General features: G+C 34.1%; 14 protein-coding genes. 13 read left to right on the plus strand and 1 reads right to left on the minus strand.

Features of this window, described 5'->3' with window-relative positions:
* Positions 1-11 precede the first annotated feature (11 nt).
* From PXG98_RS03725 to purD, 12 genes are all read left to right on the plus strand, one after another.
* On the plus strand, positions 12-560 hold the full coding sequence (locus PXG98_RS03725) for an acyltransferase (protein WP_276389065.1): 549 nt from the start codon (positions 12-14) through the stop codon (positions 558-560).
* Positions 557-1,798, plus strand: coding sequence for an oligosaccharide flippase family protein (locus PXG98_RS03730; protein WP_276389066.1), 1,242 nt, complete (start codon positions 557-559; stop codon positions 1,796-1,798). The genes PXG98_RS03725 and PXG98_RS03730 overlap by 4 nt, the downstream gene beginning before the upstream one ends.
* A complete protein-coding gene (locus tag PXG98_RS03735; protein WP_276389067.1) occupies positions 1,777-2,742 on the plus strand; it encodes a polysialyltransferase family glycosyltransferase in 966 nt (321 codons plus the stop codon). The genes PXG98_RS03730 and PXG98_RS03735 overlap by 22 nt, the downstream gene beginning before the upstream one ends.
* Positions 2,714-3,934 carry an O-antigen ligase family protein gene (locus PXG98_RS03740; protein ID WP_276389068.1) on the plus strand — a complete coding sequence of 407 codons (1,221 nt, stop codon included), beginning with the start codon at positions 2,714-2,716 and terminating at the stop codon, positions 3,932-3,934. Before PXG98_RS03735 ends, PXG98_RS03740 begins: the two co-directional genes overlap by 29 nt.
* A complete protein-coding gene (locus tag PXG98_RS03745) occupies positions 3,931-5,157 on the plus strand; it encodes an O-antigen ligase family protein (protein ID WP_276389069.1) in 1,227 nt (408 codons plus the stop codon). Before PXG98_RS03740 ends, PXG98_RS03745 begins: the two co-directional genes overlap by 4 nt.
* A gap of 133 nt (positions 5,158-5,290) precedes the next feature.
* The gene (locus tag PXG98_RS03750; RefSeq protein ID WP_276389070.1) at positions 5,291-6,289 is read left to right on the plus strand and encodes an NAD-dependent epimerase/dehydratase family protein; all 999 of its coding nucleotides are present in this window, start codon (positions 5,291-5,293) and stop codon (positions 6,287-6,289) included.
* Positions 6,290-7,432, plus strand: coding sequence for a glycosyltransferase (locus PXG98_RS03755; protein ID WP_276389071.1), 1,143 nt, complete (start codon positions 6,290-6,292; stop codon positions 7,430-7,432).
* A complete protein-coding gene (gmd, locus tag PXG98_RS03760; RefSeq protein ID WP_276389072.1) occupies positions 7,429-8,463 on the plus strand; it encodes a GDP-mannose 4,6-dehydratase in 1,035 nt (344 codons plus the stop codon). Before PXG98_RS03755 ends, gmd begins: the two co-directional genes overlap by 4 nt.
* On the plus strand, positions 8,447-9,346 hold the full coding sequence (locus PXG98_RS03765) for a GDP-mannose 4,6-dehydratase (RefSeq protein ID WP_276389073.1): 900 nt from the start codon (positions 8,447-8,449) through the stop codon (positions 9,344-9,346). The genes gmd and PXG98_RS03765 overlap by 17 nt, the downstream gene beginning before the upstream one ends.
* 124 nt (positions 9,347-9,470) lie before the next feature.
* Positions 9,471-10,823, plus strand: a complete 1,353-nt coding sequence (locus PXG98_RS03770) for an exopolysaccharide biosynthesis polyprenyl glycosylphosphotransferase (RefSeq protein WP_276389074.1) — start codon at positions 9,471-9,473, stop codon at positions 10,821-10,823.
* Positions 10,824-11,065: 242 nt separating this feature from the next.
* The gene (locus tag PXG98_RS03775) at positions 11,066-12,052 is read left to right on the plus strand and encodes a UDP-glucuronic acid decarboxylase family protein (RefSeq protein ID WP_276389075.1); all 987 of its coding nucleotides are present in this window, start codon (positions 11,066-11,068) and stop codon (positions 12,050-12,052) included.
* A gap of 84 nt (positions 12,053-12,136) precedes the next feature.
* Positions 12,137-13,408, plus strand: a complete 1,272-nt coding sequence (gene purD, locus PXG98_RS03780; RefSeq protein WP_276389076.1) for a phosphoribosylamine--glycine ligase — start codon at positions 12,137-12,139, stop codon at positions 13,406-13,408.
* Here purD and PXG98_RS03785 read toward each other — a convergent pair.
* Positions 13,403-13,624, minus strand: coding sequence for a DUF6341 family protein (locus PXG98_RS03785; RefSeq protein WP_276389077.1), 222 nt, complete (start codon positions 13,622-13,624; stop codon positions 13,403-13,405). The genes purD and PXG98_RS03785 overlap by 6 nt on opposite strands.
* Before the next feature lie 40 nt (positions 13,625-13,664).
* On the opposite strand from PXG98_RS03785, the gene PXG98_RS03790 reads away from it, so the two are divergent.
* Entirely contained in the window at positions 13,665-14,594 is a 930-nt protein-coding gene (locus PXG98_RS03790; RefSeq protein ID WP_276389078.1) for a hypothetical protein, read from the plus strand.
* The last annotated feature ends 6 nt before the right edge of the window (positions 14,595-14,600 follow it).

Here is a 14,600-nt window from a genome sequence, read left to right on the forward strand (position 1 = left end):
TATTTTAAATTATGATCGGGCTCATAAAGAAGATAAAATTTGATATCAAATCCGATAGGTTAGGTCCTGACTGTCCTTTTACCCATTGGCGTCTGTTTTTTAAGAAAGAGATGACAACTATTTGCAAAAAAAAGTTTTTATCCTTTGGTGAGAATGCAGAAATAAGACCATATTCATTTATTGTTAACTGCTCGAAAATAAGTATCGGCAATAGGGTTGTTATAAGACCAGGGACTATGCTCTTTGCGGACAATCGTTTCCCTGATAAAGGAAAGATTACTATAGAAAATGATGTTTTAATAGGATCTGGAGTACATATTTACGTTTCTAATCACGCCTATGGTAAAAAGGGTGTTCCAATTATCGAACAAGGGCATTTTGACCCTCAGGATACTATTTTAAAAAAAGGCTGTTGGATTGGAGCCAACAGTGTTTTATTACCCGGGGTAGTTATTGGCGAAAATTCTATTGTAGGAGCAGGTAGCATTGTTACCAAAAGTATTCCTGCCAATGTAGTTGTAGCTGGAAACCCTGCCAAAACCATAAAGAATTTATCTTGAAACACAGCGTAGAAAGTCTTTTAACTCGCGGAATTTCTATAGGTTCCAAGTTTTTACTTCTTGGATATACGGCCAAGGTGTTATCTCTTGCGGACTACGGAAGTTTTCAATTGGTTAGCTATTTCATATTGATTTCCACTACTATTTTTGGCTTGGAGTATTATAATATTAGTAATAGAGAAATAGCGGAAAATCCATCAAAAAAAGATGTTTATCAGGAACATCTTGCCTTTTACTTCAGGGCTTTTCCCATTGTGCTGTTAATTCAGATAGGAGTGTTTTTGGCTATATTCCCTAAGGAACTTATCACTATAACCAATGTAGTTTGCATCACCATAATAGGTCTTTGTGACTATCTTTCTCAAGAAGTATACAGGTATTTAATGATAAACAAAGAATATCGAAAGGGTAATATTCAACTAGTCTATAAGAGTTTAGTTTTTCTTGTTCTGATTATTCTTTATGTTTTAATTTTTAAGGGCTTGAATTTCGATCAACTATTGTTAATTATGGTTGGCTCGTATTTGCTATTATTATTATTCGCCTACCATAGTTTTTCAAATAATCTTTATAGTATTTCTTTAAACAAAATACGAATTCTAAATTGGCGAGACTTCAAAGTTAAATGGTCCTTAATATGGCCATTTGTTGTTCTGGTTTTATTCTTAAAAGGAATTGAGTTTTCTGATAAATTTCTTATTGGAAGATATGAAGGTTTAGAAAACACAGGTATATACTCCTTTATATTTGCCATCGCTTCCGTAATAAATGTCTTTGTTGTCAGTGGATTTTATATAATATATCTACCTCAGTTAATTGGTAGTTATTCTTCAGATAAAGTTATTTTTCTAAAAGAGTTACGCAAATTTTCTTTACTTACTATTGTCTCAAGTATTTTACTTGCTATAGGGATATATATGATAGCGCCATTTATTATCAAACTAATAGACAAGGAAGTCTTTTTAGACCATTTGGATATGTTAGGTATTTTATTAATTGGGTTTGTTCTCAATAATATCTCATTAATCCCTCATTTGTTTTTATATGTTAGCCATAAAGAGAAATCAATAACTGTAATTATGGGAATTGCATTAGCCATAAACCTTAGCTTTAACCTTATTTTGATTCCCAAATTTGGGATTTATGGTGCGGCTTACAGTTTCTTAATCACCTATGTAGCTGTTTTAATTTTAAAATCAATAAGCGCCTTAAGAGTATGGAAGAGAATTGCGGTTTAATCGTATTTGAAGCCGCCATGAATACACGCTATAAGGAATTAGCGAGGATACATGGCTTTAAGGTATTCACAGTAAATTTGGACAATAACCTTAGCCCTAGGTTAATTGATAATATCATTAAACGCATAAAATCAAAAGAGGACCTAAAACAACGGTTGTTGGTAATGTCTAAGTTCATTCGCGATAATAATTTTAATGTGGTTTACCTTTCTAATGCGGAGGGATATGTAAGCATGAATTTATTGTATCCATTGAAAAAAGCGTTTCCCAACATATCATTTATAGCTTTACAACACGGTATTTTTCCTTTGAGGCATTCTTATATTAGGGAGGCACTGCGCAAAACAGTAAATAGAGCAGCCTATTTTTTTACTGGAGTATTTATATTTGGTGAGGGGTTTGGAGGAATAAAACTAGACAAATACTACGTATATTCTGACCGTGAGCGAGATTTTCTACTTCGAAAAAAGGGGTGGAGGTCTGAGGCAGTTATTGCAGATATCCGATTTATAAAGGCAGAATTGTATGAGATGTTCTTAAATAGCACCTCTAGACAAGATGAAGGTACCGTACTGTTATTACTCCAAGGTCTGTATAGGGCAGGATTATGTACCGAAAAAGAAGAAGAATCGCTAATTCAGGGTACAATAGACTATCTTTCAGCTAATTTCAATAAGGTATTAATAAAAGAACATCCTTCATGTGGGAATCGTTTGAAAAATATGAACATGCCTAAAAACACTGAAGAAGTGGAGACTATGCTGGAGGGGTTTTCTAGGAGCAAATCTGCTTATAGCTTCTTCTCTACTAGCTTAATCGATGCAAAAATATTTGAAATAAAGACATATGGGATCTACTCTAATTGGATTAACGTAGACCCTGAACTCTACGAAAACTTTGATGTAAAAGTACAATTTGAAGACACTATCTGTCCCAAAAGCTAGTTTGGTTCTTTTATTAGGAACTATACCACTTAACTTTATTGTTTTGGGGGGAATAGGAAATGTTTATTTGTCTACAATGACCATTTTTATTCTTTTTATTCTGATGTCCTTAATGCTTCCGGTTCGACTGTTTAATAGAACGAGTAGTTTAATTGCAATTTTTTTGGTGGGCTTTTTCATTCTTACCACTACTATTAACTTTGTCCTTGATGGGGGTAATTTGTTTAAAGACCAACTGGTTTTCACTATTATTCACCTTCAGCTGGTTCTCGTATTTATTCTATCCTATTATATTATGGGTCGCATAACATTTCAAGAACTTTACCAAGTGTTTTTGATTGTCGTATTTATTTTTACTTTAAGAGTTTTTATTGATGATTCTTCGAGGGTATTTTCCTTCAGTTCAGTTAGAGGTGAACGTATTGAGGCACTTTATGCGGGAGGTGTAAATAACTTTGCTTTGTTGGCAGGGACAGCTCTAATCATTAGTTTTTTTAGTATTACCCGAAAATATCTGAAGCTTATTTCATGTCTTTATTTTCTATTCATAATTCTCTTAACTATGTCTAGAGGGGCACTCCTTGGAGTTATTTTTACTTTATTTATTACCGCTCTTTATGACGTAAATAGAAAAACACTCATTGGCCTTTTAAATATATCTTTTGTATTGACATTGCTCGGGATGGTCTTTCTTCTGACTTTTGATCAGGGGCAGGAAATTCTTGATCAAATTCAAAAGAGGTTTTTGGGATATTTTACAGGAGAGTTGTCTTTAGAGCAGGCTTCATCTGGCCGTGAAATAATTATTAGGGATATTTATGTTAACCATATTAAAGACTCTTCTCTCTATGAAATGGTTTTTGGACACGGAATGGGCAGTATTAATTTTAAAGTGAATGGTTCTCCTTATGAATCTTCCCACAATATATTAGTGGATATATTCTATCGAAATGGGCTATTAATTTTAATAATGTATTTAATGTTAATAGGCTATTTGTTCTTTAGGTTTCTGAAAAGGCGGGGAAAAGAAGACCTGGCTTTGTTTGGAGTATTTATATTTCTTCATTTTGAAATTTTGGTAAACCCATTTATATATGCTGCCCAAACCGGATGGATTTATGCTTTTTTCCTCGCTGCATTTTTTAGGAGTAATTTACTTTCGATTAACTCAACTAAAGCTAACGCTGGATGAAACAAAGAATTATAGGAGCACTATTACCAGTTTTTCTTGGTTTACTACCTCTTGCCGCTGTTTTTATTAACGAGAACAGCGCTACCGGGATAATTCTAGTGTTGGTTTTATTATTCTTATTAGAAAAGAACAAGGGGAAAAATTATAAGAAATTCAAGTATTTTTTGACGCCCTATTTAGTTAGTGTTTCTGTTTTTATACTATACGCTTTACTTTCACCGGATATTAAATTAGGTTTGAAAGTACTAGAACGGCAGTCACCTATGCTAATAATACCTATTATAGTCTTTTGTTCCAATACTAATTTTTCAAGGATGAGGATATTTCTTTTATCCTTTCTTGCAGGAATGTTATTGATATCTGTTGTCTCGTTCTCTTACCTTCTATGGTTTTATGAAAATTATTCAGACTGGGTTTCCGTAATGAATGACGTACAGCAGGCCAACACCTATCTGCAGTACAAATTCCCTCATTTGATCGGAACACATCCTACTTATTGGAGTTATCTGCTTATTATTTCTAATATAGTTTTATTAAACAACAGAGAATTCCATATTATAAGGAAAAGAAGTCTAATCGTTATAGGCCTTTTAGTTTTTAATGGGACCTTATTGTACTTGTCATCTAGAACCGCTATAGGGATTAATTTATTGATTCATATTGCTGCTTTGGCCTTGTATTTAAGAAGGGAAAAGATTTCTGCAAAAGGCAAAATAGCTGTTTTTGGAATAGGTCTAATGGCCTTTGTTTTTATGGTCAACTCACCCCTTTTTAAAGCTAAAATAGTATCAATTTCTTCAGATGAAAGAATGTATTTATGGCCGGTTGCTATAGAGAAAATACAAGAAAACTACTATATTTTAGGCGAAGGTTTAGGTCAGGGGAGAGAAGTTCTTAAGAAATATATTATAGCAAATGGTGATCAAAGGGTGAATTATCATTCCTTCGATCTTCATAACCAGTACCTAAGGCATTACTTAGATATGGGTCTTTTGGGAATTACGGCCTTATTATTTCTTATTTTATTTCCGTTCTTTCAAGTAAATAAAAGAGATGTATTCAAAAAACACATAATATGTAGCTTTACAATTTTCTATGTTCTATGTCTTTTTACGGAAGCCTCATTATATCGATTTAAGGGCGTAATAATTTTCTCTTTATTTTCTGCTGTTTTTATGCTTTTGGATTACCAGAAAAACGTATTAGCTAAGGAGACTCTATAATTAATAGATCCTTTAAAAAATAATCGGCCGTTAATAATTACGTATTGCTTGCAATTCTAAATTTCTTTTTGAGCTACTTTGTTAAAATTATCAATCATTATTATAGATTTGCACAAAAGGAACTAGGCCAAACATGAATAAAATTGCCATTATTTTTGGAGGGTGCGGATATATTGGCACCAATCTTCTGTCTTTTTTAATAAAAGAACAAGTTTTTCACAAATACTATGTTTTTGACATTCAACCCATAAAAGGATTTGAAAATGAAATTGATAATGGCCTTGTTAGTTATCAGGAATTAGATGTTAGAGATTTCATTCCCCCGACTCTTGATGATTTTGCAGTAGAGGGTTCATGGATTTTTAACTTTGCTGCCATTCACAGAGAACCGGGGCATCAGTTTAAGGAGTATTTTAAGACAAACATCCCCGGAGCCGAAAACATCAATAAGGCAGCTGTTCACTGGGGAATTAGGAATATATTTTTTACGAGTAGTATAGCGCCTTATGGGAAGTCAATGGAACAACAGTCAGAAAGTTCAGCCTTATTCCCTGAGACTGCCTATGGTATTTCAAAAGCTCTTGCAGAAAAAATACATGAAACTTGGTTAGCGGAAGATGCGAAAAGACGACTAATAATTGTACGTCCAAGTGTTATTTTTGGGCCAAAAGACCCCGGAAATGTTTATCGGATGTTAATGGCTTTAAAAAAAGGCACCTTTGTACTACCTAATGGGGGTAATTTTATTAAGGGGTATGGTTATATTTATGGACTAGTAGAAAGCATGCTTTTTACCATTAATCAAAATAAAAGATTAATAGTTTATAATTATGCCGAGAATCCGTTGGTATCCTTAAAGGAAATGGTTGAGATTGCTAAGACCGAATTGGAATTTAAAAAACCCACGGTTAATCTGAATGTACGTTTCTTAGTATTTCTATCTTTTTTTATTCAGAAGGGATTTTGGTTAATTGGAAAAAAATCTGATATTCATCCGGTTAGGGTAAAGAAAGCCGCTTTCCCAACCAATATTAAACCGCAGTATTTAATAGAAAATCAGTTTAAGTTTAAATATGATTTTAAAAATGCACTTAGGCACTGGAAGAATGTTTCACCTGAAGACTTTGAATAAATGAAGGTTGCAATTGTACACGAATGGTTAACGGTTATTGCAGGTTCGGAAAGCTGCTTCAAAGAGTTTGCCCAAATATATCCTGAAGCGGATATATTTGTTTTGGTATCTACCAATGATAGTTTAGTTAAACTTAACATCGACCCTTCCAGGGTTACCAATTCCTTTATTCAGAAGCTACCAAAGGCCAAAACAAAATGGAAAAATTATCTGCCTCTTTTTCCTTATGCGGTTGAGCAGTTTGATCTCTCGGAATATGATTTGATTATTTCATCTTCTCACGCAGTGGCAAAAGGAGTGATAACAAATGCAAACCAAATACATATCTGTTACATTTACTCTCCTATTCGCTATGCGTGGGATTTATACCATCAGTATTTAGATGAGGCAAATCTGAAGAGTGGATTAAAAGGTTTTATTGTTAAACAGGTTCTTCATTATATAAGAAGGTGGGATAGATCTACCGCTAATAATGTAGATGAGTTTATTCCCATTTCTAAGTATATAGAAAAACGTGTTTGGAGGACTTATAGAAGGAAATCTTACAAAGTAATTTATCCACCGGTCGCAGTAAATGAATTTAAGCTTAGGGAAGAAAAAGAAGATTTTTACCTTACTGCATCAAGACTTGTTCCCTATAAAAAAATTGGGCTTATTGTAGAAGCTTTCGCCCAAATGCCGAATAAAAAGTTAGTTGTAATTGGGGATGGACCCGAATTTGACAAAATAAAAAAAGAAGCAAAGGAGAATGTGCAAATTATGGGTTATCAGAAGTTTGAAGTCCTGAAAGATCATATGCAGAGGGCCAAGGCCTTTGTTTTTGCCGCTGAAGAGGATTTTGGAATCATTCCAATCGAAGCTCAGGCATGTGGAACACCTGTGATTGCCTACGGAAAAGGAGGTTCTTTAGAAACAGTAAACGGCTCTTTTGTAAACGAAGAATTAACGGAGAATACTACTGGAATATATTTTAAGGAACAGGAAGTGAATTCTTTGATAGACGCAGTAGACTACTTCGAGAAAAATACACAACACTTTAATCCAGTGAAAGTGAGAAATTTTGCATTAAACTTTAGCAGAGAATTATTTGTAGAAAACATTGAAACCACGTTTCAAGAAATAGTAGAAAAACACACGAAATGAAAAAAGCAATTATAACGGGGATTACCGGGCAAGACGCAGCATACTTAGCCGAGCTCTTATTGGAAAAGGGATATAAAGTAATTGGTACTTATCGAAGGACTAGCTCTACTAATTTTTGGAGAATAGAAGAACTTGGGATTGAAAACCACCCAAACCTACAATTGTATGAATATGATTTGGTGGACTTATCAAGTGCTTTTAGAATAATTTCTGAGGTAGAGCCCGATGAAATCTATAATTTGGCGGCTCAAAGTTTTGTCGGAGTTTCTTTTACTCAACCAATTGCAACTGCTCAAATAACCGGTATTGGCGCCATGAATTTACTGGAGGCCATTAGATCTATCAATAAGAACATTAAATTCTATCAGGCGTCTACTTCTGAAATGTTTGGAAAGGTACACGCCATTCCTCAAAATGAAGAGACTCCATTTCATCCCCGTAGCCCATATGGAGTAGCAAAAGTATTTGCCCACTGGGCTACCTTAAATTACAGAGAGTCTTATGGTATTTTTGGAACTAGTGGAATCCTATTTAACCATGAATCTCCTCTGCGCGGGAAGGAGTTTGTTACGCGCAAGATTTCGGATAGCGTCGCAAAAATTTATTTAGGGAAGCAAGAATTTATAGAGCTCGGGAATATGGATGCGAAGAGAGATTGGGGTTTTGCAAAGGAGTATGTAGACGGGATGTATAGAATGTTACAAATAGAGCAACCGGATACTTTTGTCCTTGCAACAAATAAAACACAAACTGTAAGGGATTTTGTTACCATGGCTTTTAAAGCGGTTCAGATAGACCTTGAATGGAGGGGTAAAAATGAAGAGGAAATAGCTCTGGATCAAAAGACAGGGAAGACCTTAGTAAAGGTAAATCCAAAATATTATCGACCGGCAGAAGTTGATTTGCTGATTGGAGATGCATCAAAAGCTAACGAAATCTTAGAATGGAAGCCCAAAACTTCCTTAAAAGAACTATGTGAAATGATGGTATTAAAGGATATTCAAAGAAACCAAAATGGAAGCACCTTCTAAAGGAATAGTTTTTATAACGGGTATAGATGGATTTACTGGAAATCACTTGGAAGCAGAACTTCTTAAACAGGGCTTTCAGGTATATGGAAGTACGTTTAAAAAGCCAGAAAATCCAAATCATTTTCAATGTAATATTTTAGAAAAAGAACAGCTTGAGGTTGTTTTTGATAAAACAAAGCCTGTTTATGTAATTCATTTGGCTGCAATATCCTTTGTTGCTTCTGAAAACATTCCAATGATGTATGAAACTAACATCCTTGGGACTCTAAATGTTCTAGATGTTTTAGCCTCTGCCGGATTTCCTATTAAGAAAGTTTTGGTGGCTAGCAGTGCCGCGGTTTATGGCAATATAGGAAATGAATTAAGTGAACAAATGATGCCGAGGCCTGTAAATCATTATGGAAACAGTAAATTGGCCATGGAGAACATGGTATCCAACTACTTCGAAAAGCTAAATATCATAATTACACGACCTTTTAACTATACGGGCCCTGGACAAGAAGAACATTTTTTAATCCCCAAAATCATTGCCCACTTTAAAACTAATAAAGAGGTTATTGAATTGGGCAATACAGGAACATATAGAGAGTATAATGACGTCCGATTTGTTTGTAAATTGTATGTAGACCTATTAAAGGCCGGGAGTGTTTCAGAGGTGGTAAATGTAGGCTCAGGAAAGACCTATAGTATAAAACAAATACTGCAGACCATGGAAGACCTAACAGACCATAGTATACGCGTTGAAGTAAACCCAAAATTTGTTAGGGCGAATGAAATTCTAGAACTCAAAAGTGATACGAGGAATCTTAAAAAAATTCTGAACCGAAAGAGCTTGGGCATATATCCTTTGAAGGAGACGTTAGACTCAATGCTTAACGCTTAATTCATCAAAACTCACAAAAGATTAAGTTGTATTTTTGTGCGGTACTTAATCATTTGGATTTGAACTGTTTTGCTTTTGGCGATTATTTTTTGAACCATCCCTAAAGGTTAGAAGAAATATAAGTATGTTTTTTAAAGAGGGTAGATTTTCTGGCTTAATTACACCATTTTCTTACGGTGTAGATTTATTGATAATTAATCTTTTGGCATATTACCTTCCAATTCAATTTGAATATCCTGTTCTTTTTCACAGTTATATTTCCCTTGCATGGCTAATAATAGCTGTAATGACTAAATTCTATGTAATATACAGATATACCAAAGTCACTCAATTATTGATTTTATTATTCCGTCAGTTTTTCTTTTTCTTTTTAATTCTATATGCTTTTATAGGCTTTTTTAAGCAACCTAATATGAGTAGATTGGCCTTAGCGAAATATGTGCTCTTTGTCTTTCTGGCTATTTCCGTTGTAAAGTTTATCAGCTATTTCTTATTATTAAAATACAGACAAAAAATTAAGGGAAATATTCGGAATGTAGTGGTAATTGGGAACAATAAAAAAACGGCGCAGTTAGTGAACGTTTTTAATGAAAGAACACAGTATGGTTATCATTTTGTCAGGCAATTTAGCCCAAATGATCATAGCTTTAATATTATGGATTGTTTTAGGTTTATAGTGCAAAATAATATAGATGAAATTTACTGCTCTGTTTCAGAATTAAACAATAGTGAATTAAATCAATTTATAAATTTTGCAGACAACAATCTTAAAACGCTAAAGTTTCTTCCCGACAACAAAAACATCTATTCTAAAAAATTAAAGTTCGAGTATTACGATTATTTGCCGATACTATCATTAAGAGATATTCCACTTCACAATACCATTAATTCCGTAATTAAAAGGAGTTTTGACATCGCTTTTTCCCTAATTGTTATTTTTGGGTTACTAATCTGGATCACTCCCATATTTGCCCTTCTAATTATATTAGAATCTCCCGGGCCAATATTTTTTATCCAAAAAAGAACAGGATTCGATAACAATGAATTTCATTGTTTTAAATTCAGATCCATGGGAGTAAATGCTTCATCTGATGTAATTCAAGCAGAAAAGAACGATATGAGAATTACCAAAATAGGTAAGTTCATGAGGTCTACCAGTATAGACGAATTACCACAGTTTTATAATGTGCTTTTTGGCAACATGTCGGTTGTAGGGCCAAGACCCCATATGATTACTCATACAGATGAGTACGCCAGTAAAGTAAATAAATATATGGTAAGACATTTCGTGAAGCCCGGAATTACGGGCTTAGCACAAGTAAAAGGCTACAGAGGAGAAATCGAAAGAGATAGTGATATTCAAAATAGGATTAAGTTTGATATTTTTTATATCGAAAACTGGTCTTTTTTTCTAGATATAAAAATTATTGTTCAAACAGTTGTAAATGCTTTTTCTGGTGAAGAAAAGGCGTATTAGTTTTTATAGGGAAAAAATAGAAGTAATTTTCCAACTATTGAATTTAAACCGCTTATCAATACTTGTTTTCCATATGTTTTTAGTTCTAGAAGAGAGAAAACTATGTTTTATTGATTAACTAAGCCTATTAATTTGACTTTAAGCCGATATTATTTGCAGAGAGAGTTCTTAATAATACATTTGACTTTTAACCAAACAAATAAACGGAGAGAAATTTCCGTGAATTACACGATACAAAAGCCATGAAAAAAGTACTAATAACAGGAGCCGCGGGATTTTTGGGCTCACACCTTTGTGATCGTTTCATTAAAGAGGGTTATGGTGTGATAGCGATGGATAATCTCATAACCGGGGATCTTAAGAACATTGAACATTTGTTTAAACTTGAACAGTTTGAATTTTATAATCATGATGTAACAAAGTTCATTCATATTCCCGGTGAGTTAGACTATATCTTACATTTTGCGTCCCCTGCAAGTCCGATTGATTATTTAAAGATTCCAATACAGACTTTAAAAGTAGGTGCTTTGGGCACACATAATTTACTAGGACTTGCAAAAGAAAAAGGAGCAAGAATACTAATAGCTTCCACTTCGGAAATATACGGCGACCCTTTGGTGCACCCTCAAACCGAAGATTATTATGGAAATGTAAATACCATTGGTCCTCGCGGGGTGTATGATGAAGCAAAGCGCTTTCAAGAATCTATGACCATGGCATATCATAGGTTTCATGGTTTGGAAACACGGATTGTTCGAATTTTCAATACCTATGGCCCCAGAATGCGGCTAAATGATGGCAGAGTTATTCCTGCATTTATGGGACAGGCCTTAAGAGGGGAAGATTTAACTGTTTTCGGTGATGGTTTGCAAACGAGGTCTTTTTGCTATGTAGATGACGAGGTTGAAGGAATTTATCGGCTACTTTTAAGTGACTACTCATATCCTGTAAATATTGGGAACCCTAATGAAATAACAATAAAAGACTTTGCTGAGGAAATAATTAAGTTAACTGGTACAGATCAAAAAATTATTTATAAGCCACTTCCCCAAGATGATCCATTACAGAGGCAGCCAGATATTTCTAAAGCCAAGGAATTATTAGGATGGGAACCTCTCATTGGTCGTGAAGAAGGAATGAAAAGAACCTTTGATTATTTTAAGACTCTTTCCACAGAGGAACTCCAAAAGACAGAGCACAGAGATTTTAGCGAAAGAAATAATAGGTGACAGACAAGAAAATTTAAGGAGAAATATAAATTGATTTAAAGGGGTATTTTATTATCAAAATGTATTTTTGTCTAAATTTTTAAAATGAACATACTAGTACTTGGCTCTGGAGGGAGAGAACATACCTTGGCATGGAAGCTAAATCAAAGTGAGAAATCCGGTAAAATATTTGTTGCTCCTGGAAATGCCGGCACTTCTGAGATTGCGACAAATGTATCTCTAAATGTAAATGACTTTAAGGCAATAAAGGATTTAGTTTTAAAAGAAGAAATTAAACTTGTTGTAGTAGGGCCTGAAGATCCTTTAGTTAATGGGATATATGATTATTTCGAAAATGATCCACTACTTGCCGGAATACACTTAATTGGACCTTCCAAGGCAGCTGCTGAATTGGAAGGTAGCAAAGAATTTGCAAAAGAATTTCTCATCAGACACAGTATACCTACGGCAGCTTATAAAAGTTTTAATTCCGAAACTTTTGAGGATGGCGTCGCTTATTTGAAGAATGCGAATCCCCCATATGTATTAAAGGCGGACGGCTTGGCCGCGGGAAAGGGGGTTGTAATACTAAATGACCTAAACGAAGCGATTCAGGAACTTAGCGACATGCTTCTGGAATCAAAATTTGGCAAAGCAAGTAATACAGTAGTAATAGAAGAGTTTTTGGATGGGATAGAATTTAGCTGCTTTGTACTTCTAGATGGGAACAGTTATAAGATACTTCCTTTGGCAAAGGACTACAAACGAATTGGCGAAGGAGATAGTGGTTTAAATACAGGCGGCATGGGAGCTGTTTCCCCTGTGCCATTTGTAGACGAAGAATTTTACGCAAAAGTTCAAAGTAAAATAGTTGAACCCTCTGTAAATGGTATAAAAAGGGATGAGTTAACCTATAAAGGCTTTCTGTTTATTGGGTTAATAAAGGTTGGAGATGAGCCTTATGTTATTGAATACAACGTTAGAATGGGTGATCCTGAAACTGAAGTTGTAATCCCAAGGGTGAAATCGGACTTGATTGATTTACTTCTGGCCATATCAGAAGGAGAATTAGAAAATACCGAAGTCTTAATTGATGCTCGAAGTGCAGCTACGGTTATGCTCGTCTCTGGAGGTTATCCGGAGGCCTATGAAAAAAATAAAACTATTACAGGGCTAAAAGAAATAAATGATTCGGTTGTATTTCACGCTGGCACAAAAAAATCGGCACAAGAAATTCAAACTAATGGTGGAAGGGTACTTGCCCTTACTTCTTTTGGGAAAGACCATAAAGAGGCCTTAAAAATGAGCTATGATAATATTAGCTCCATTCATTTTGACAAAATGAACTACAGAAAAGATATAGGATTTGATTTATAAGTAAGAGTGCGAAGTAATACTTTTATCTTCTTCTCCACTATCATTAAATTTCTTTAATTCCATTAGCCAATAAATCATGGCGATACTTCCTATGATGACGAATATCCAATTAATTATATTTGAAGCCCACCAATTTTCCATGAACCTAAAAAAATCATAAGGCCAAAAAAGACCGTTTACGAATAAATTCTCTATCCCTTCAAAAAATGCTCTCATCTTACGTTATATTTACAATGCAAAAATATAAAAACCTTAGATGATTTCAAGCATATTTGGAAAAACAAAGCCTGTTAATTTCGTAATTATTCTTGGTTTTGTATTCTGCTTCTATTGGGGGATTAATTTATTGACGTTTTCCGGGGCCTATGATTTTGGGGAATTCCTTTTTCAGCTATTAGTGTCAAGCTTGTTGTGTTTCGGTATTTTTATTGTTGATTTTATTGCAAAAAGAAATCAGATAACCGGGACCAATTCATTTACAATTCTTTTCTACGCACTTTTAATTGTAGTTTTTCCGGAAGTATTAACAGATTCAAATGCTATCTTTTGTTCTTTCTTCCTACTACTGGCATTTAGAAGAATTATTAGTATGAAGTCTTTAAAAAGTGTAAAACTGAAAGTGTTTGATGCAACTTTTTGGATTTTGATAGCTAGTTTTTGGTATGATTGGGCATTATTATTTATTGTACTTGTATATGTGTCTATATACTTTTATGAACCCAAAGTTTTTAAGAATTGGTTAGTACCATTTGTAGCATTATTTGTAGTCTTTTTAATTTCTTACGCCATCTTAGTCTTATTGGAGAAGGATTACCTTCTAAAAGAACATTATCAATTCAGGTTGGATTCATTTGCTGAATATATTGGAGGTTATACTAAGTTAGCCATCTATGCTTTATTTGCTCTAGGGATAACATCTATTACGTTTATAAGAATGAGTAAGCTTGGAATGGGTAAGATAATTACTATGAGACTCATTGCTATTGCATTAGTTCTGGGTCTTGGACTCACAGTATTTAAATCATCCGAATCCTATTTTCCTGTATTAGTAACATTTTTTTCGACCTCTATTTTCCTCACTAAGTATGTAGAACTAACCAAAAAGACAAATATTAAGGAACTTTTTTTAATAGCTTCAGTGGTATTACCCTTTCTAATCTTGGGTATAGAATTGGTTCTTAAATAAACGGTA

Source organism: Eudoraea chungangensis (assembly GCF_029360665.1).
GTDB classification, from domain to species: domain Bacteria; phylum Bacteroidota; class Bacteroidia; order Flavobacteriales; family Flavobacteriaceae; genus Eudoraea; species Eudoraea chungangensis.